This is a genomic window from Streptomyces griseocarneus, assembly GCF_014655595.1.
GTDB lineage: Bacteria > Actinomycetota > Actinomycetes > Streptomycetales > Streptomycetaceae > Streptomyces > Streptomyces griseocarneus.
The window spans coordinates 411536-430066 of record NZ_BNBL01000002.1; the positions used below are offsets into that span (position 1 = coordinate 411536).

Annotated in this window: 19 protein-coding genes; 8 read left to right on the forward strand and 11 right to left on the reverse strand. The window is 73.4% G+C overall.

The annotated features are described in order from the left end of the window. Positions 1-125 precede the first annotated feature (125 nt). Positions 126-971, forward strand: a complete 846-nt coding sequence (locus IE295_RS07670) for a hypothetical protein (RefSeq protein WP_190062745.1) — start codon at positions 126-128, stop codon at positions 969-971. Positions 972-1025: 54 nt separating this feature from the next. On the opposite strand, the gene IE295_RS07675 is transcribed toward IE295_RS07670, so the two are convergent. Beyond that, positions 1026-1877 (reverse strand): alpha/beta fold hydrolase, encoded by an 852-nt coding sequence (locus tag IE295_RS07675; protein ID WP_190062746.1) that lies wholly within the window; start codon positions 1875-1877, stop codon positions 1026-1028. Between the two features lie 58 nt (positions 1878-1935). After that, positions 1936-2754, reverse strand: a complete 819-nt coding sequence (locus IE295_RS07680) for an alpha/beta fold hydrolase (protein WP_190062747.1) — start codon at positions 2752-2754, stop codon at positions 1936-1938. A gap of 127 nt (positions 2755-2881) precedes the next feature. Here IE295_RS07680 and IE295_RS07685 point away from each other — a divergent pair, with 127 nt between their 5' ends. Continuing rightward, the gene (locus tag IE295_RS07685) at positions 2882-3763 is read left to right on the forward strand and encodes a LysR family transcriptional regulator (protein WP_190062748.1); all 882 of its coding nucleotides are present in this window, start codon (positions 2882-2884) and stop codon (positions 3761-3763) included. Between the two features lie 331 nt (positions 3764-4094). Continuing rightward, positions 4095-4847 carry a transglycosylase SLT domain-containing protein gene (locus IE295_RS07690; protein WP_190062749.1) on the forward strand — a complete coding sequence of 251 codons (753 nt, stop codon included), beginning with the start codon at positions 4095-4097 and terminating at the stop codon, positions 4845-4847. An 88-nt stretch (positions 4848-4935) separates the two neighbouring features. On the opposite strand, the gene IE295_RS07695 is transcribed toward IE295_RS07690, so the two are convergent. Together IE295_RS07695 and IE295_RS07700 are read right to left on the reverse strand one after the other, a co-directional pair. Further along, positions 4936-5538 (reverse strand): hypothetical protein, encoded by a 603-nt coding sequence (locus IE295_RS07695; protein ID WP_190062750.1) that lies wholly within the window; start codon positions 5536-5538, stop codon positions 4936-4938. A 142-nt stretch (positions 5539-5680) separates the two neighbouring features. Then, the gene (locus tag IE295_RS07700) at positions 5681-6697 is read right to left on the reverse strand and encodes a cytotoxin leucocidin (RefSeq protein ID WP_190062751.1); all 1017 of its coding nucleotides are present in this window, start codon (positions 6695-6697) and stop codon (positions 5681-5683) included. 339 nt (positions 6698-7036) lie between these two features. Between IE295_RS07700 and IE295_RS07705 the strand changes: the two genes are divergently transcribed. Beyond that, positions 7037-7762 (forward strand): YoaK family protein, encoded by a 726-nt coding sequence (locus IE295_RS07705; RefSeq protein ID WP_190062752.1) that lies wholly within the window; start codon positions 7037-7039, stop codon positions 7760-7762. A 72-nt stretch (positions 7763-7834) separates the two neighbouring features. On the opposite strand, the gene IE295_RS07710 is transcribed toward IE295_RS07705, so the two are convergent. The 4 genes from IE295_RS07710 to IE295_RS33355 form a co-directional block, all read right to left on the reverse strand. Then, a complete protein-coding gene (locus IE295_RS07710; protein ID WP_190062753.1) occupies positions 7835-8608 on the reverse strand; it encodes a class I SAM-dependent methyltransferase in 774 nt (257 codons plus the stop codon). A gap of 42 nt (positions 8609-8650) precedes the next feature. After that, a complete protein-coding gene (locus IE295_RS07715; protein WP_190062754.1) occupies positions 8651-9097 on the reverse strand; it encodes a DUF7144 family membrane protein in 447 nt (148 codons plus the stop codon). 85 nt (positions 9098-9182) lie between these two features. After that, positions 9183-11855 carry a winged helix-turn-helix domain-containing protein gene (locus tag IE295_RS34105; RefSeq protein ID WP_190062755.1) on the reverse strand — a complete coding sequence of 891 codons (2673 nt, stop codon included), beginning with the start codon at positions 11853-11855 and terminating at the stop codon, positions 9183-9185. A gap of 102 nt (positions 11856-11957) precedes the next feature. Continuing rightward, positions 11958-12626 (reverse strand): hypothetical protein, encoded by a 669-nt coding sequence (locus IE295_RS33355; RefSeq protein ID WP_224323522.1) that lies wholly within the window; start codon positions 12624-12626, stop codon positions 11958-11960. A 387-nt stretch (positions 12627-13013) separates the two neighbouring features. Between IE295_RS33355 and IE295_RS07730 the strand changes: the two genes are divergently transcribed. After that, on the forward strand, positions 13014-13391 hold the full coding sequence (locus IE295_RS07730; protein WP_190062756.1) for a hypothetical protein: 378 nt from the start codon (positions 13014-13016) through the stop codon (positions 13389-13391). A 25-nt stretch (positions 13392-13416) separates the two neighbouring features. Here the strand turns inward: IE295_RS07730 and IE295_RS07735 are convergent, their stop codons facing one another. Next, entirely contained in the window at positions 13417-14310 is an 894-nt protein-coding gene (locus IE295_RS07735) for an endonuclease/exonuclease/phosphatase family protein (RefSeq protein ID WP_372479703.1), read from the reverse strand. 192 nt (positions 14311-14502) lie between these two features. Here IE295_RS07735 and IE295_RS07740 point away from each other — a divergent pair, with 192 nt between their 5' ends. After that, positions 14503-15567: a cobalamin-independent methionine synthase II family protein gene (locus tag IE295_RS07740; RefSeq protein ID WP_190062757.1), complete on the forward strand. Its 1065-nt coding sequence runs from the start codon at positions 14503-14505 to the stop codon at positions 15565-15567. A gap of 105 nt (positions 15568-15672) precedes the next feature. Here the strand turns inward: IE295_RS07740 and IE295_RS07745 are convergent, their stop codons facing one another. Then, entirely contained in the window at positions 15673-16641 is a 969-nt protein-coding gene (locus IE295_RS07745) for an FG-GAP repeat domain-containing protein (RefSeq protein ID WP_190062973.1), read from the reverse strand. A 227-nt stretch (positions 16642-16868) separates the two neighbouring features. Here IE295_RS07745 and IE295_RS07750 point away from each other — a divergent pair, with 227 nt between their 5' ends. Then, positions 16869-17648: a hypothetical protein gene (locus IE295_RS07750; RefSeq protein WP_190062758.1), complete on the forward strand. Its 780-nt coding sequence runs from the start codon at positions 16869-16871 to the stop codon at positions 17646-17648. A 37-nt stretch (positions 17649-17685) separates the two neighbouring features. Here the strand turns inward: IE295_RS07750 and IE295_RS07755 are convergent, their stop codons facing one another. Continuing rightward, entirely contained in the window at positions 17686-18012 is a 327-nt protein-coding gene (locus IE295_RS07755; protein WP_190062759.1) for a hypothetical protein, read from the reverse strand. 78 nt (positions 18013-18090) lie between these two features. Here IE295_RS07755 and IE295_RS07760 point away from each other — a divergent pair, with 78 nt between their 5' ends. After that, positions 18091-18531: a hypothetical protein gene (locus tag IE295_RS07760; RefSeq protein ID WP_190062760.1), complete on the forward strand. Its 441-nt coding sequence runs from the start codon at positions 18091-18093 to the stop codon at positions 18529-18531.

Sequence of the window (18531 nt, forward strand, 5' to 3'; positions counted from 1 at the left end):
GTGTCCAGTCGGTGACCTTGTGTGACCATATGGAGCGGGATGATATTCACGATCCCCACCCAAAGCGGGCGCGTCGGGGAGGGTCTTTCGCACCCCCTTCACCGCAGGGCGGTTACGGTGCGCACATGGTGTTCGGCGTCGTCATGGCCTTCTGTGCCGCCGTGTGCATGGGCACGGCCACCGTGCTGCAGGCGATGGGAGCGCGCACGGCGGCGGCCGCCGGATCGCCGGAGACGGGCCTGGCCACGCTGGCCCTGACACTGCGCCGGTGGCCGTTCCTGGCCGGCATCGCCCTGGACACCCTCGGCTTCGTGGCCGAGCTGGTGTCCCTGCGCTCGGTTCCGCTGTTCCTGGTCGAGGCGGCCCTCGCCTCGTCGCTGGCCGTCACCGCCGTCGTCGCGGCGGCCGTCCTGGGCATCCGGCTGCGCCGCGCGGAGTGGACCGCCGTCGGCGCGGTGTGCTGCGGCCTGGCCCTGCTGGCCGTCGCCGCGGGCCACGAGGGCACCGGCGCCGGGGACGCCCGCATGCGGTGGGTGATCCTCGGCGTCACGCTGGCGCTGGTCCTCCTCGGCCGCCTGCTCGCCCGGCGCGTACGGCGCGCCCGGGCGGCGGTGCTGGGCGGGATCGCGGGCCTGTGCTTCGGCCTGGTCGCCGTCGCCGTGCGCCTGCTGCCGGACCTCTCCGCCCAGCGCCTGCTCACCGCGCCGTCCGCGTACGCCGTGGCCGTCGCCGGCCTCGGCGGCTACCTCCTGCTGATCGAGGCGCTGCGCTCCGGGGCGGTCACCGCGGCCACGGCGGCCATGGTGATCGGCGAGACCGTCTGGCCGGCCGCCTACGGCGTGCTCTGGCTCGGCGACGCCACGCGCCACGGCTTCAGGCCGCTGGCCTTCGCCGGCTTCGCCGTCTCGATCGCCGGCGCCCTGGTCCTGGCGCGGTTCGGCGACGCGGAACAGTACGCGGCACAACGCTGAGCGGACCTACGCCGGAGCCGGGCGGCCCACCGGGCCGGTGGGCCGCCCGCCGCGTCAGGACACCGCCGCCCGGTCCGCCGTCGCCATCCGGTCCGCCGCCGACTGCTCGTCCAGGAAGGCGGCCAGCTTCGCGACGAACCCCGCCGGGTCCTCCCCGGGCGCCGCGTGGCCGGTGTCGATCTCGGCGTACCGCGACCCGGCGATGCCGGCGAGCAGCGCCTGCTGCTGCTCGGCGCCGACGAGCCGGTCATGGGCGCTGGCCAGCACCAGCGTCGGCGCGCTGACGCGGCCCAACAGCGGGCGCAGGTCCACCTGCCGGTCGACCTCCACGTGCCGCACCGCGCCCGGGGTGATCATTCCGGCCAGCGAGCGGACGAGCTCCTCGTTGGCCCCGGCGTCGGTCCGCGCCCAGTACCCCGGCCCGAAGGCCATCAGCGGCAGCATCCGCGCGAACAACGCCGTCCCCTGTTCGGCGTCGGTCCGCAGCAGCTCGAGCCAGTAGCCGAACTCCGCGTCCATCCGGGTGTCGGTGTACGCCCAGCCCGCGTGCAGCGCGAGCGAGCGCACCCGGTCCGGGTGCGTGGCGGCGAGGTGGGTGGCGACGGCCGCGCCGAGGGAGTGGCCCACCAGGTGGAAGCCCGTGAGCCCCGCGGCGTCGGCCGCCGCCAGGACCTCGTCCGCGAGGTCGGCCAGGGTGAGCGGGCCGCCGTGGTCGCTCGTACCGCCCGATCCCGAGAGATCGGGGGCCACGACGGTGAACCGGTCGGCGGTCGCCTCGGTCAGCGGCAGCCACTGCTCCCGGGTGATCGCCGTGCCGTGCACGAGGACGAGGCCGGGGCCCGTGCCCGTGACGTCGTACTCGACGGTGGCGTCCCCGCCGCTGATCCGCAGGGTGGTCTTCGGCATGGATTCTCTTTCAGGGTGTGCTGGGGTGCTGGGTTGCGTGCCGTCGGGGCCGGAGGTCTCAGGCGACGGCGGCGGTACGTGCCGTGCCGCGCATCCGGACGAGCGCGTCCCGCAACGCGGCGTTGAACGCCTCGGGCGACTCCTGGTGCGGCATGTGGCCCACTCCGGGAAGGACGGTCAGCCCGGCCCCGGGAGTCAGCGCGGCACACGTCCGCGCGACCTTGAGCGGGATCTGGCTGTCGAGCTCGCCGTGGAGGTAGTGGACCGGGACGCCGAGCCCGGGCAGGAGCGGCCGCGGGTCGTAGGCGGTGAGGCCCACGAGCTGCTCGTCCACGGACACGCCCGCGTCGAGGAGCTCCCGCACCGTCCACTCGGCCAGGGCGGGGTCCGCGCCCGGCGCGAACCACTCGGGCACCCATCCGGCCACGGTGCCGGCCCGGTCGCGGCGCAGGTCCTCCCGCAGATCGCCGACGGGCACGGCCTCGGCCGGCCAGTAGGCGGGACCGGACACCGACACGACGCCGCCCACGAGCGCCGGGTCCCGCAGGCCCAGCTCGGTGGCGACCAGACCGCCCATCGACGATCCGACGACGACCGGACGGTGAAGGTCCAGCGCACCGATGAGGGCGACGACGTCGCCGATGACCCTCTCGAGGGTGTTGCCCCGCTCCGGCCGGTCCGAACGGCCGCAGCCGCGCCAGTCGACCGTGACCACGCGGTGATCACCGGCGAACGCCGGCACCTGGGCGTCCCAGACCCGCCCGCTGGTCCCCCACCCGTGCAGGAACAGCAGGGACCCGGCGGCGGTCCCGTCACCGCCCGCGTACGCGTCCTCGTAGTAGAGGGACGTCTCCTCGTCGACCTTCAGATACGGCATGGCCCGGCTCCTTCGACCCTTCGAACTTCTTGATCGCTTGCGGGATCCATCCCATCGCGGGCCGGGCCCGCGACCAACGGGCGAAGCGCGCCTACACTCATCACGAGAAGTGATCAATGGGGTGGGCATGGAGATCCGGCAGCTGCGCTACTTCCTGACCGTGGCGGAGGAACTGCACTTCGGACGGGCGGCCGACCGGCTGCACATCGTCCAGTCGGCCGTCAGCCAGCAGGTGCGCCGCCTGGAGCGCGAGCTGGACACCGAGCTGTTCGACCGCACCACCCGGACCGTCACCCTCACCGAGGCGGGCCGGCTGCTGCTGCCGCACGCCAGGGAGGTCCTCGCCGCACAGGCGCGCGCCCGGGCCGCGATCGACGAGCTGCGCACCCAGCGGGCGGTCACGCTCCGGCTGGGCACCAGCTCGGGGCTGGGGGCGCGGCTGGAGAACATCCTCGCCGCCTTCGCCCGGCTCGCCCCGGACGCGCAGCTGGAACTCGTGACCGCGGCCACCGGCACCAGGCTGAAGGAGGTCCGCTCCGGGGAGCTCGCGGCGACCCTGCTGCGCGGGGAGCGCGCGGACACGGGCCTGGAGCTGCTGCCCCTGTGGCAGGACCCGCTCATGGTGGCCCTGCCCGCTCGGCACGACCTCGCCGTGCGCGCCGAGATCGACATGGCCGACCTCGCCGGCCTGCCGCTGCGGCTGAGCCCGCCGTCCCGCAACCCCGCGCTGTTCGACTTGGTGACGCGCTCCTGCCGGGCGGCCGGCTTCGAGCCGGTCCTCGGCCCGGAATTCACCACCGCCCAGGACACCCTGGCCACCATCGCCTACGGCAAGCCGTCCTGGACCGTGTTCTACGCCCCGCACGCCGACCAGCTGCCGGTGCCGGGCGTGGTCTTCCGCCCGCTGCGCAACCCCGCCCCCGTGATGCGCACGTATCTCGCCGTACGGCCGGACCCGCCGGGCGCCGGGCTGCGCGCGCTCATCGAGGCCTGCCATGCCGCCGCGTGAAAAGGCCGGGCGCGGGAGTTCCGTGGAGGGCCTCGCGGGGTGACGAACGGTCGCGCTGAGCGAGCGAAACGGCCCCGGGTTGTGAGGCCGCTCATGGGGCGTGGGTCACATACGAAAGAGGGCCGTACCCGATTCGTGGCCGGATTCCGGCATTTGATCTCGTGTCGGGGGTGTGGGGGTACGGCGTTTCGCCGTAGGTCACACCTTTGCCAGCGGGTTTTCGCGCCGCTAACAATTGCGGAGTCGCACGGCGCCGTCGACCGAGAAACGGCGCTCTTTTTGCGCCATTGACGGCCATTGCGACTAAGCGATTGGAAGGGTTCAGCTCGTTATGCGCTCCACCGTCTCCGGTTATACCGCTCTGTCCAAGGCCCATAAGTTCTCTGCTGCTGGTCTGGTGACCGCTGCTGGTGCCGCCGCTCTGACGTTCGCCCTGGTTCCGCAGGCTTCTGCTGCGGATGCTCACAGTGCGGGTGTGAAGCCGGTGGCGCTGAGCGCGCAGGAGTTCGGTGTGACGCAGGATGCTGAGCTGACGAAGGCCATGGACGATGCTGCCGCGCAGGCCACGGTGAAGGCCAAGGCCGCCGTGCAGGCGAAGGTGAAGGCGGACGCGGACGCCGCTGCGAAGGCGAAGGCCGACCGTGAGCGTGCCGCGAAGCAGGCCGCGAGCCGTTCCGAGGCCCGCAAGCCCGTCAAGCCCGCCGCCAAGCCCGCCCCGGCCAAGCCCGCCGCCAAGCCCGCTGCTCCGGTGAAGAAGGCTTACGCGGACAACCTGGACGGCTGGATCAGTGAGTCGCTGGACGTCCTGCGCTCCAAGGGCATTCCTGCCTCGTACGAGGGCATCAAGCGGAACATCATGCGGGAGTCCACCGGTAACCCGCGTGCGATCAATGACTGGGACGTCAACGCTGTGAACGGTGTGCCGTCGAAGGGTCTGCTGCAGATCATCGACCCGACGTTCAAGGCGTATCACGTCGAGGGCACGTCCTGGGACATCTACGACCCGGTCGCCAACATCACCGCTTCCTGTAACTACGCGGCCGACAAGTACGGCTCGATGGACAACGTCAATTCCGCGTACTGATCCGGACGCGACCCGCAGAACGCCGCAGGGCGGCCGCACCTCATGCGAGGTGCGGCCGCCCTGTCGTTCGTCGCCCGTGCGACCCCGGTCAGTCCGTGGTCCACTTCAGGGGCTCCTTGTAGAAGCCCCGGGCGTAGGTGACGTGGGTGATCTTCTTGCCGTCCGGCACGATGAAGGGGGTGCAGAAGGTCTTCTCGTCACCCTGCTTCCACGTGGCCTGGGTGTCCTCGTCCTTGCAGTCGGCGGGCGCGCTGCTGAGGTTGCCGATGAGGATGAGCCGCGTGCCGCGCTGCTCGCCCTCGGACACGGTGCCGACGTCGGTCGACAGCATCGGGCCCTTGATCTCCTTGTCGCCGCCGTCGAGCTTGGCCTTCACATAGACCCAGGCCAGGGTCTTCCCCTGGTACTTGCTCGCGTCCAGCTGGGTGAGGTCGGACGCCTTTCCCATGACGACCCGCTGCGGCGTGATGATGAATTCGCCCTTTTTCCCGTACCGCTGGTCCTCCTGCTTCTCGGGGCTGGGCTGCCCGAGCTTGAGCGGCTTCGAGGCTTCGGCGGAGGCCTTTTTGTCATTTCCGCCGTTTCCGCCGGACTTGGCCCCGTCGGAGTCGTCGCAGGCGGTGAGCGCGACAGTGGCGAGCACGGCCCCGGCCATGGTGAGCGCGGATCGGCGGCGTGTGCCGGACTTCATGTGCGTCAGCAAGGTGTCCCCGTTATTGATGGTGCTTTCCCGGTGGTGGAACCCGGAATTGGCCCATGAGTGTACGTGCACCTGTACGACGCGCCGGCGTGCGGGGTCCGTCGCGGCCCGGCCCCCGCACGCCGGTCATCGGTCAGCGGCCGGAGGCGATGACCCGCTTGCCGTTCTGGCTGAGCGGGATCGGTATCGTCCGCACGGCGGCGGTGTCCCGCTTCTGCCGTCCGTCGAGCGGCTTCTGAACGGCATTGATGTTCAGTGAGACGCCCTGGCCTCCGGTGAACGTCCCGCTGGCGAAGGCGTTCACGCCGTCCGCGGTGATCTCATAGCCGGTGGTGTCGATGATGCCGTGGGTCCGGCAGTCGCGGAAGACCTCCTCGATCGGCACGAACCACAGCCAGTGGTTGTCCCCGTCGCGGTTGAGGTCGACCTTCTCGTTGAACCAGATCGCCACGTTCCCCGTCATGGCGACGGTGGCGGTCCAGTCGATGTCGTACTTCTGGGTGCCGACCACCAGCGACGCCTCGACGAGGGACTTCGCCGGGATCTTCAGCGGCAGGTCGACGGCCCAGTTCTGGGACTCCCGGTGCGCGAACTCCTGCGTGGAGGACAGGCTCGCCTCGATCGAGGTGGTCTCGCTGACCTTGGCGACCGCCGGGATCTCCGCCGAGACCTCCATCGTGACGCCGATCTTCAGCGACTCCGTCACCGAGATCCGCAGGTCCTGCTCGGTCGTCTTGCTCTGCTTGTACGTGACCAGCTGCTCGACGTCGGTGCCGTTGCGGTAGTTGGTGGTCACGGAGGTGACCTGACCGGGAACGGGGGAGGGGGCGTTGGGGTCGTAGACGATCCCGGTGTACTTCGTGCGCACCTGGTGCTGGTGGTAGTCGCCGAGCGAGCTCTGCTTGCCGTAATCCGTGGACGCGGTGTAGCGGCAGCCGTTGGACTTGGGGAAGCGCTCCCTCGCCATCCACCGCCCCCACTCGTCGGTGATGTCCTGGAGCGAGCGGGCGGCGCCCTTTCCCTTTCCGGCGGTCTGCGGGCGAGGGGCGGCGGCCGCGGAGCCCGCGGTCGCGACGGTGACGGGAAGGGCCGCGGCGACGCCGGCGGCGGGGGCGAACGTCAGCAGACGCCGCCTGGAGACATGACTCATTGAATTCCGTACTTTCTTACAGCGTGTTGACGGCAGGACGGACGAAGTCCCCTGGCCTGCAAGCCAATCCGTGTTCATCCGTGCTGCATAGGGACTTTGGTCCCGAGAGTCCCAAACGCATCATGACGCGACTCTCGTCCCATGTCTACCGCCGGTAACAGAAAATGGCGTGCCGTCAGATACCGGTCCGCGCAGGTGAGCGCCGTGACACCGCGGGGGAAGCCGGGGGGAAGCCGGGGGACAGGGGCGGCGCCACGCCGCGGCCCCGGGTGGCCGGACGCCCGTGTCCACCGGCCGTATCGTCGGGAGCGTGATCGATGTCGTCGCGGCGGTGCCGCCATGAGGCCGGCGCCCGGCGCCGCCCTCACGACGGCGATGGTGGCCCTCACCCTGACGACCGGCATGGTCGAAGCCGTCAGCTTCCTCGTGCTCGGCCCGGTCTTCACCGCGGTGCAGACCGGAAACCTGCTCTTCCTCGGCTTCGCCCTAGCCGGCGAGGGCGGCCTGTCCCCGGCGGCGGCGCTGTCCTCCCTCGGCGGGTTCGCCGTGGGGGTGGTGTTCGGGGCCCGGTCGGAGTCGCGCGAGGAGGCCGGCGGGCACCGGTGGTTCACCTGGGCACTCGTCACCGAGGCCGCCGTGCTGGGCGTCGGGGCGGTGGTGGCGTGGGGCCTCGGGGGCGGGGGCGGCGCGCTGACGGCCCGGCACTACGCCGTGACCGCCGTGGTGGCCGCGGCCATGGGGGCGCGCAACGTGACGACGATGCGGGCCCGCGTGCCGGACCTGCCCACCACGCTCGCGACCCGGGCCATGACGGCCCTCCTCAGCGGCTCCCCCCTCGCACCCGCCCCGCGGACCTCCTCGGCCGCCAGGGACCAGGGCCGCCGCGCGGCCTCGGTCGGCGCGATGTTCGTGGGCGGCCTGCTGGGTGCCTGGATGCTGCACGCGTCCGTGCGCCCGGCCCTGGTGCTGCTGGCCGCCGCCGGGGGCGTGCTCGCGACCGCCGCCGTCCACGCGACGCGGTCGCGCCGCCTGCCCCCGCCGCCCGGACCGTCCCCGCACGGCTGACGGGGTGCGCGCCCAAACTGACCGGGCGCGCACCCGCAGAGCCCTCCGTGCCCGAAGAGCCCTCCGCCCGCCTCACGCCGGCTTGCGGGCCTCGATGAGGAAGCGGGACGAGTGGGCGACGAACGACCCTTCGGCCTGGATGTGTTCGTGCAGGTCACGCAGCCGGTCGCGGTAGCCCTCGACGGTGAAGCCGGGCACGGTCCAGATCACCTTCCGCAGGAAGTAGACGACCGCCCCGATGTCGAAGAACTCCATGCGCAGCCGCTCCAGGCGCACGTCGGCGACCTCGAGCCCGGCCGCCTTCGCCTCGGCGCTCTCGTCGTCCGGGTGCCGCTTGCGGCGCGCCTCGGGCTGCGGGCCCAGGAAGTACTCGACGAGCTCGAAGACGGAGGCGGGGCCGACGTGCTGGGCGAAGTACGTACCGCCGGGCCGCAGCACCCGGGCGATCTCCGTCCACCACACGGTCGCGGGGTGGCGGCTGGTCACCAGGTCGAACGCCGCGTCGGCGAACGGCAGCGGCGGCTCGTCGGGATCCGCGACGACCACCGCTCCCAGGGGGTGGAGGAGCCGGGTGGCCTTCGCGATGTTCGGGGGCCAGGACTCCGTGGCGGCCAGCACGGGCGGGCACGCGCCTCCTGGCGACGCGAGCGCGCCGGCCAGGACCTCCCCGCCGCCGGTCTGGACGTCCAGCGCCGCCGAGGCAGCGGCCAGCCGCTCGCTCATCAGCCGCTGGTAGCCCCACGAGGGGCGTTCCTCGGTGGCCCGGCCGTCCAGCCAGGAGAAGTCCCAGCCGGCCACGGAGACCGACTCGGCCTCGTCCAGGAGTCGCTCGAAATCATGTGCCATACCCGCAGTTTCACGGCATACCGCCGGAACCGCCAGGCAATTTCAGTGGCCGATCGGCCCCAGGGTCGTACCGCCGTCCGGCCCGGAGTCGGGCTTGACCACGCACAGGGCCCAGATGACGAACGCGGACAGGGCGATGACCACGATCGACCAGAGCGGGTAGTAGGGGATGGACAGGAAGTTGGCGACGAGCAGCAGGACCGCCATCGCCACGCCGACGACCCTGGCCCACAGCGAGACCTTGAACAGGCCGACGCCCACCATGATCGCCAGGATCCCCAGGAGGAGATGGATCCAGCCCCAGCCCGTCAGGTTGAACCGGAAGACGTAATGGGGCGTCGTGACGAAGATGTCGTCGTGGACCAGGGCCATCACGCCCCGGAACAGATCCAGGAACCCCAGGACCAGCATCATCACCGCGGCGAAGACCGTCAGCCCGCCGGCCGCGGCCTGTGAGCCGCCGGGGCTCGGGTTGAGCGAGGACGACATGATCCACCTCCACGCGTATGCGTCTGGACACTCCTCAGCGTCACCACCCGGCGGGCCGTCCGCATCGCCCGTAACGGGTGAGTCGTCAGAGAATGTGCAGCTCCCTGCCCCGTTCGACCGCCGCGCGGCGGCGCGAGACGCAGAGCTTGTGGTAGATGCTCCGCAGGTGCGTCTTGACGGTGTTGGCCGACAGGTGCAGCTCCGCCGCGATCTCGTCCGTGGACAGCATCCGCGCCACGCACGCGAGCACCTCCCGCTCACGGTCGCTGAGCGGCTCCACCAGCGCCGGTACGGGCGCGGGCGCGGGGGCGCGCACGCCGTGGCCGTCCACCCCGGGCGCGGGCCAGGGCGCGGCCGACGCACCGTCGTGACCGGCGGGCCCGTCGAGCAGCGGCCGCAGCCAGGCACCGGCCTCGGTGAAGGGCCTGCGCAGCCCCTCGGGCCGGGCGGCGTCCAGGGCCCGGCCGGCCCGGCGGCGCGCATCGGCCCCGTCGCCCCCGAGCGCGGCGGCGTGTGCCCGGAGCAGGCCCACGCGGACCCGGTCCGGCAGGCCCAGCCGGTACGAGCGGCCGGCGCGCCCGGCGAGCCGCAGCGCCCGCCCGGTGCGCCCCGCGGCCAGGTGGGCGGTGGCCAGGGCGACGACGAGCGCCGGCCCGTCCGTCCCCGCCTCGTGCAGGGCGGCGGCCGCGCCCTCGGCGTCACCGTCGGCCAGCATGACGGCGGAGTGCTCCAGGGCCAGGCGCTCGGCGGCCCACGCCCCCCGGGGCGGGCCGGGTGCGTCGAGGGCGGCCAGGGCCGCCTCCGCATGCCCGTCGGCCGCCTCCGCGCGGCACCGCAGAACGGCGCTCCAGGCGGCCGTCACCGGGTCGTCACCGACGCCCGGACAGCTCCCGGCCGCCTCCAGGTGACGGCGGGCGGTGCCGGGCTCGTCGCGCTCCCAGGCCACCGTGGCCAGGGCCAGGTGGGCGGCCGTGCGGCGGCCGGGAGGGAGGCCGTGCCGGTCGCCGAGCGCCAGGGACCGCAGCGCGTGGTCCTCCGCGGCGCCGAGCGCGCCCTCGGTGGCCTCGGCGAGCGCGAGCATGCCGAGGGCCTCGTACCGGATCAGGGCGGTGGTCTCGGCGGAGCAGGCCTCCACGGCGGCGGCGAAGTGCCGGCGCGCCTCGTCGGCGCGGCCGGCGCACAGCAGCGCGCGGGCCAGGCCGAGGCACCGCAGCGCCTCGAGCTCGGGGTGCGCCTCGATCAGTGCCGGGTGCGCCCGGTCCACGAGCTCCCGGACGGCGCGGGAGGCCTCCAGGGCCTCCGCGCAGGCCTCGTCCGGCCCGCTCAGGAGCCGCAGCAGAGCGTGGGCGAGCCGGACCTCCACGGCGGGGTGCACGCCCCGCAGGTCGCGTTCGGCCGCCGCGAGCCACCGGCGGCAGGCGGCGCGGTCCTGTCGCGCCAGGCGGCGGCCGGCGGCCAGCAGGGCGGCTTCGGCGCCCGGGACGTCCGCGGGAAGGCGGCGGAGCACGTCGTCCAGCCGCTCCGCCTCGGGCCCGGCGAGCAGGGCCGCGACCGGCGAGTGCCGGACGGCCTCCCGCGCGCAGAACCGCCAGTCCCCGGCGGCCGCCGCGTGTTCCAGGGCCTCGGCGACCTGTCCGGCCTCGGTCAGCCGGCGCGCGGCGCGGGCGTGCAGGCGCGGTGCGAGTCCGGGCCGCTCGGTCTCCAGGTGCGTCCGCAGGACCGCCGCGTACAGCGGATGCAGGCGGTACCACGAGGCACCGGCATCCGGTCCGGGCGAGGGCCCGGCTTCGACGAAGGCGTTGACCCGGGCGAGCCCCGACAGGATCCGCCCGGCGTCCCGGCGTCCCGTCAGCGCGTTCGCCAGGTCCGGGGTGACGGGGTCGAGGACGCTGGCCCGTACGAGCAGTTCCCGGGCGACGGGGTGCCGGGGGCCGAGGGCCTCGGCGAGCAGGTAGTCGGCGACGGCGCGTTCGGGCGCGGCGGGGGACCGGGCGAAGCCGTCGGGGTCGTCGGACCGCCGCATGGCCAGGGCGCACAGCCTCAGCCCGGCGGCCCAGCCCTCGGTGCGTCCGGTCAGGGTGCGCACGGCGTCCTCGCCCGGCGTCAATCCGTGCCGCCGCAGGAGCTCCGCCGCCTCGCGCGGGGTGAAGGCCAGGTCGGCGCCCCGGATCTCGGACAACCGGCCCTCCGCGCGGTAGCGGTGCAGCGGCAGCGGCGGGTCGGCCCTGCCGGTCAGCACCAGCCGGAGCCGGGGCCCGGCGTGTTCGAGCAGGAACTCCAGGCCCGCCGGCACGTCCCGTCCGGGCAGCTTCTCGAAGCCGTCGAGGACGAGCACCACCGGTCCGGGCAGCCGCTCCACGGCCACCGCGAGGGCGGCCGGCAAGGACCGGCCGGCGCCCCGGTGGCGGGCGGTCGCGACCGGGTCGAGGGGCAGGGCGGGCAGGGCCCGGCGCAGGGCCCCGGCCACACAGGACCAGAAGACCCCCGGCGCGTTGTCGCGCGGATGCAGCGTCAGCCAGGCCACGGGGCCGGGCCGGTGGCAGGAGTCCGAGCGGGCCCAGGCGGCCGCGAGCGTCGTCTTGCCGGAACCCGCAGGTCCTGTGACGAGGGTCAGCGGCCCGTTCACACCGTCGGTGAGCCGGTCCAGCAGCCGTTGTCTGCGGACGTGGGCGCGGGGGACGGCGGGGGCCGAGAACTGCGCGGCCGGCAGCGGTTCCCCGCGTTCGCCCAGGGGGTCCGGGAATCCGGTCGGGGGCATCCGATCACCACCGTGAGGGGGAGCGCGAGCGCGGTCTCGACCTGCCGTGACCATCTTCGCCCGCCCCCGCCGGTGATCGCCACGCGAGGGAAGCGCCCCTGGTCAGCGGCGGCGCCCACCGCCTCCGCCGGAGCGCGGCCGCAGCAGGGCGGCCGCCAGGACGGCCGGTGCCGTGAGCACGAGGGTGAGCGTGACCAACGACGTGCCCCGGACCGGCGGCTTTCCCGCGGACTTGACGTAGTTCCGGTGCAGCCGGTGGGGAGCGAACCGCACGCGCGCGGGCGGGACCGCCTCCGCCATCACCACCGGTGGGGCGGAGGGCGGGGGCGGAGGCTTCGCGGCGGCGGGCGCCGGCCGGAGCGCGGCGGGGACGGCCGCGGGCGCGGGGCGTACGGGCGCGACGGCCGGCGGGGGCGGGGGAGCGGGTGCGGGAGGCGGGGGCACCGGTGGTGCGGGGGGCCGGTGCACGGGCACGGGAGGCCGCGGCCTCCCGCACGCGGGCCACCATCCGAGGCCGACCGCGACCAGAGGCGTGCTGACGCTCAGACACCCCGCACCGCCGCCGGTGACCCGCGCGCTCACGCCGACGCCCGGCAGTTCGACGCCCAGCACGGCGATGTCCGCGCGGGGCGGCCCGTGCGCCGGCAGCGGGCGCGGCAGGCTCCCGGCGACGGCGGTCAGCGACACGCCTTCGGACTCCGCCCTCAGCCCCGCCTCGTCCGCGACCGCCCCGCCGGCCGGAGCGAGCACGACCACAACGGTCAAGACCACAGCGCCAGTTCTCAGCCATCCCCTCACGCGGAACAGCTTGCACACCCGCGGGCGCCCGCGGCCGCGAACGTCCGGTGATTCCTCCGATGGGCGGAAGATCGGCCCGGCGTGCTGCCGCGCGAAGGCTCCGTACGCCCTCGCGCGCGCCGGTCACGGCCGCGGCGACGGCGGGGGCCGCGCCCCCGGGCAACCCCGCTGCTATTCCCGGGAAGTTACGGACGCCGAACGCCGGGCCCGGCGGACGCGGGACGCGCCCGGACTCAACCGCGCGGGTGACAAATCACCGCCATTGCGCTGTCAACAAACGGCGGACGGCCCCGGTCGCGCGACGATACCCGGGACCGAGGCTCATCAGCCCCTCGGACCATGTCTCTGTACGGAGGACCCATGTACGCTGCCGAGCTGGCTGCCAAGCTTGTCGAGCCCAGTGCCGAGGAAGAGCGCCTGGCCGAGGACTACGTCACGATCCTCGGCACGGTGTCCGCCATGGACCAGGCCGTCCGCGAGGGCGACTGGAGGCGGGCACGGGAGGAGGCCGACCAGCTCATGAGCGCCGCGGAGGAGATGTGGTCGGCCCTCTCCGAGCCCGACGCCTACGACGGGACGGACGACACGCCCGTCGTGGCCGACGCCGTGAAGGTCCGCCAGCTCGTCGCCGTCTACGCCAGGCCCCACGAGGTCGGCCGCGCCCTCTACCCCGCCGGCCTGATCGAGCACGCCGAGCTGCGCACCGCCGTGGAGAACGAGGACCTGGCACCCTGCTGACGGCGGGCCGGCGCCGGCGGCCCGGTCAGAGCTCGACGAGCGCCTGGACGGGGAGGTGGTCGCTGGGGAAGCGGCCGTCCTCGGAGAACGTGTTGATGCCGGCCCTGAGCGTGCGGGCCGAGGGGGACACCAGGATCCAGTCGACGCGGTCCCCGTCCGGCACCAGCGGCCGGTAGCCGTGGAACGTGGCGTACTGCCGGCCGCGCTCGGCGGCGTCGTCCCAGGTGTCCTTCAGCGTCCCGCGGTCCAGCATCGCGTCGTAGACGGGATTGCGGTGGGCGGCGACGTTGAAGTCGCCGGTGACGATGCGCGGGAGGGACGGCTCGAGAGCCCGCAGCCGACTGGTGATCAGCTCCGCGCCGCGCTCGCGGGAGCCCTGGTGGGCGTGGTCGAGGTGGGTGTTGAGCACGTGGAACCGCCTCCCGGTGAGCCGGTCGGCGAAGCGGACCCAGCTCGCCATGCGGACGACGGTGTTGCCCCAGGTGGCCGAGCCGATCAGGGCCGGGGTGGCGGAGAGCCAGAAGTGGTCGTACTCCTCGGGCGTGAGCCGGTGGGCGTCGTAGAGGACGGCCGTGAACTCGTCGTGGCTGCCGCCGGCCCGGCCCAGCCCGATCCAGGCGTAGCGCGCGCCGAGGTCGTCCACGACGTCCCGCAGCTGCCCGTGGAGCCCCTCCTGCGTGCCCAGCAGGTGGGGCCTCTCGCGCCGCAGGAGCCGGCGCATGACGGGCCGGCGCTCGGACCAGGGGTGCGGGCCCGTCTCGGAGGCGAACCGCAGGTTGAAGCTCATCACCCGCAGCGCCCGCCGGCGGTCCGGTGGCCGGGCGGGCGAGGTGGCGGCGACGGGGGCGGTACGCGCGGCGGTCACCGCCGCGGCCGCCGCGTGCAGGGCGGTGCGACGGCTGAGCGACGGTCTCGGCACGGATACGGGCACGGCGCCCCCCGGTGCGGGATCGGCAGCAGGCGTAACGTTCCTTCCCGAGAAGCGGGTTCCCGTAATCGCGCCCCCGGCGGCCGGCCCACGATGGCCGGAAAACACCGCCGCCGTCGCACGAACGGTGCGCAGTTCACTTGTGCGATTGCTGGGTTACCGCCCGTTACCTAACCTCCCCGGGTGACCATTCCCACCGAGCCCATCGGCAGCATCCCCCGCACCCCGGAGCTGCTGGCCGCCATGGCTGCCCACGCCTCCGGCGAGATCGGCGACGCCGAGCTCGCCACCGCCCAGGACCACGCGGTCCGCGAGACCATCCGCCGCCTGGAGGAGGCCGGCTCGCCGGTCGTCACCGACGGCGAGCAGGCCAAGCCGAGCTTCGCGACCTATCCCGTCGCGGGGCTCGAGGGGCTGGCCCCCGACGGAGCCGTCATCCCGTTCGCCGACGGCCACCAGCGGCAGCTGCCCCGGCTGACGGCCGGACCGCTGCGCTACACCGCCCACGCCGACCGTTATCTGCGGGCCGCCCTCCGGCACGCGAGCGTGCCGGTCAAGCAGGCCGTCATCGCCCCCTCGGCGCTGAGCCTGCTCTACCCCGCCGACGGCATCGAGGGCTATCCCCGCGAGAGGTTCCTGGACGACCTGGCGGCCGAGGCGGAGAGCGACATCCGCCGCTGCCTGGAAGCCGGCGCGCACGCCGTGCAGCTCGACTTCACCGAGGGCCGGCTCTCGCTCAAGCTGGACCCGTCCGGCGGCGTGCTCGAGCAGTTCGTCGCGCTCAACAACCGGGTCCTGGAGCGCTTCTCCGCGGCCGAGCGGGCACGGATCGGGGTGCACACCTGCCCGGGCGGCGACCAGGACTCCACCCACAGCGCCGACGTCGACTACGCGGCACTCCTGCCCAGGCTGCTGCAGCTGAAGGCCGGCGCCTTCTACGTCCAGCTCGCGAGTGAACCCGAACCGGACAAGGTGCTCGGCGTCATCGCCGAGCACCTGCCCGGTGAGGCACGGGTGTTCATCGGCGTGACCGACCCGATCGACCCGCGCGTCGAGACGCCGGAGGAGGTGCGCGACCGGGTCCTCGCCGCGGCCCGGCACCTGCCCGTGGAGCGCCTGGGCACGTGCGACGACTGCGGGTTCTCCCCCTTCGCCGACGACACCTCCACCTCGCGCGAGACCGCGTTCGCCAAGATCCGTGCCCGCGTCGAGGGAACCGCCCTGGCCGCACAGGACCTGGGACTCTGACGGCCCCCTCCGGCCCGCCCGGACACCGGACGTCCACCCCGGCGCCGAGAGCCGCCGGGGTGGACGCCGAGCGGAAGCGGCCCGCAGGCGGACCGCCGGCGCGGCTCAGCCGAGGATGTGCACCTCGGTGCTGTTGGTTCCGGTGTACCGCTTCTTCACGGCCACGAGGTCCTGGCGGCCGTCCCGGTTCCAGTCGGCCACGGAGAACTCGAAGGTGTCGTCCGTCTCGTGCAGGGCGGTGCCGGTCTGGAGGCTGTAGCGCTGGAAGTTGGTGGCGCCGGAGAGGATGTGGACTTCGGTGCTGTTGGTACCGGTGCGGCTCTTCTTGACGGCGACGAGATCGGGGCGGCCGTCCCGGTCCCAGTCGGCGGCCGCGAAGTCGAACGTACCGTCCGTCTCGTGGAGCGCGGTGCCGGTCTGGAGGCTGTAGCGCTGGAAGTTGGTGGCGCCGGAGAGGATGTGGACTTCGGTGCTGTTGGTTCCCGTGCGGCTCTTCTTGACGGCCACGAGGTCGGGGCGGCCGTCCCGGTCCCAGTCCGTGGCCGCGAAGTCGAACGTGTCGTCCGTCTCGTGCAGGGCGGTGCCGGTCTGCAGGATGAACCGCTGGAAGTTGCTCGCGCCGGAGAGGATGTGCACCTCGGTGCTGTTGGTGCCGGTGCGGCTCTTCTTCAGCGCGACCAGGTCCGGGCGGCCGTCCCGGTCCCAGTCGGCGAGCGTGAAGGCGAACGTACCGTCCGTCTCGTGCAGGGCCGTGCCCGTCTGCAGGACGAATCTCTGGAAGTTGCTCGCGCCGGAGAGGATGTGCACCTCGGTGCTGTTGGTGCCCGTCCGGCTCTTCTTCACCGCCACCAGGTCGGGACGGCCGTCCCGGTCCCAGTCCGCCGTCGCGGTGGCGAAGGTGTCGTCGGTCTCGTGGAGCGCCGTACCGGTTTGCAGGATGAAGTTTCTGAACGCCGCCGCGCCGGCCGTGGCGTTACGGTCCGGCGCGTGGTCCTTCCCGGCGGCCGCGGCACTGCCGGGGAACGAGAGGACCGCCCCCAGGGCGACGGGGGCGAGAGCGGCGATGGCCTTCATGGTGCGCACAGGAATGCCTCCCTGACACGTGCTCCCGGGAAGTTCCCGGGAGGCGCGACCGATGCTAGGGGCCGCGTCGCGGCCCGGCTCCCGGGCGGCCTCGCCGACGTCTGGAATCCACGGTTGAAGGTCCGATTCCGGGCGACAACCCACAGCCGCCTACGCTGAATACCCTTGGAATGCAAGTCTGTTGGCGCGCCCACTCTTCCTGTGCCATAAAGGGTGACATGGCGGATACGTTCAGGAACGCGGAGGCCGAAGTAAAGATCATCGTTTCCGGTGGAACGGCGGAACGGGCGCGCCGGGCACTCGGGCTGGACGCCGAGGACGGAAAGCGCCTGACCATCTACTTCTGGGACAAACCGCGGGCGGACGGCGACGGCATCCGCCTCCCCCTGGCGGAGGGCGGAGCCATCATCCGGCTCCGCCGGCCTGCGAAGGGCGACAAGGGCGACCTCACGGCGAAACTGCGCCCGTGCGACCCGGACGCCCTGCCCGACCGCTGGCGGGAGAACCGCGACGGCAAGGGGTGGGAGTTCAAGATCGAGGAGGACTGGAGCGGCCGCAACCGCGTCTGGGCCGCCTCACTGAAGGTGGACGGCGACTTCGAGCGCCCCGTCGACGACGACGGGCACGGGCGCTCGCGCCGGCCCCGTCTGACCCCGGAGCAGCGGGACCTGCTGGCGAGCGCCGGGGTCACCGACGACGACCTCGAGGACCTCGTGGCGCTCGGCCCGATCCGGGCCATCAAGTGGAAGCCCTGCCGCCGGGACCTGATCCACCCGCTCATCGCGGAGTTCTGGAGCGTCGGCGACGACCTGCGCTTCCTGGAGCTGTCCCTGCGCACCCGGCACGCGGAGGCCCCCGCCGCACAGGAACTGCTGGAGCGGACCATGCTGGAACGCGGCCTGTGCCCGTCCTCGCGGCAGGAGCCCAAGACCCAGACCGTCCTGACCGCGCTCGCCCGCGACCACCTGAGCCGCCAGGCCCTGTCCGGCGAATCATGAGGTCCCGGGGGGCTCGCACCGACCCATCGGACACGCCCTAGGGCGCGGCCGTGACGCGCGCCTTCAACACGTCCGCGTCGCAGTGGACGATCTCGAGGACGCGGCCCGGCCGGTCCGTCCCCGGGAAGGCGACGACGAGCGTGCGCTCGTCCCTGGCCGTCCACCGGCCGGGGACGCTGCCGGGCACGTCGCGGCTGCCGATGGGGCGGTCGACGAAGGTGCCGTCGGGGAGGATCTCCATGCCCCGGCGGCCGCGTGCGGGAGGCAGGGGGTGGCCGGTGGGGCGGTAGACGGTCACGCCCCCGGTGTCCTCCTCGTAGGAGTGCACCCACTGCCGGAACAGTTCGGAAGGCAGCTCGCTCATGGCTCCACCATCGCACGAGGCCGCCCTCCGCCCCGGACGCCGAGCCGTGCCCCCGGCCGGGTGCGGCATGATTCCGGCATGCGATACGACGACGCGCTCATAGGTCACTGGAGCAGCGCCCCCTTCGACTACGGCGCGATGGAGGGCAGCGACCTGGCCTTTCTGCCCGACGGCCGCGGCTGGTCGGTCCTCGCCAACCTGGCCGGGATGCACGTCACCCGCTTCCGCTGGCACTGCCCGGCCCCCGGGCGGCTGGAGATGCGGGACGAATGGTCCGCCCGCGGGGACTGGGAGCCGCACGGCGACGGATTCTCCTCGGTGGAGGAGCAGGGCCCCTGTCAGTACGTCACCGTCACCGGCTACGTCATCGGCCAGGAGGAGACCACCGTGGGCGAGCCGTCCCCGGTGACGGCCGTGCGCTTCGACGAACCGGTGGAGTTCGCCACCCTCTACGCCCGGGGCGACCGTGACGTCGCCCCCGCCCAGGACCCGTCGTACGCCCTGCTTCCGTACGACTGA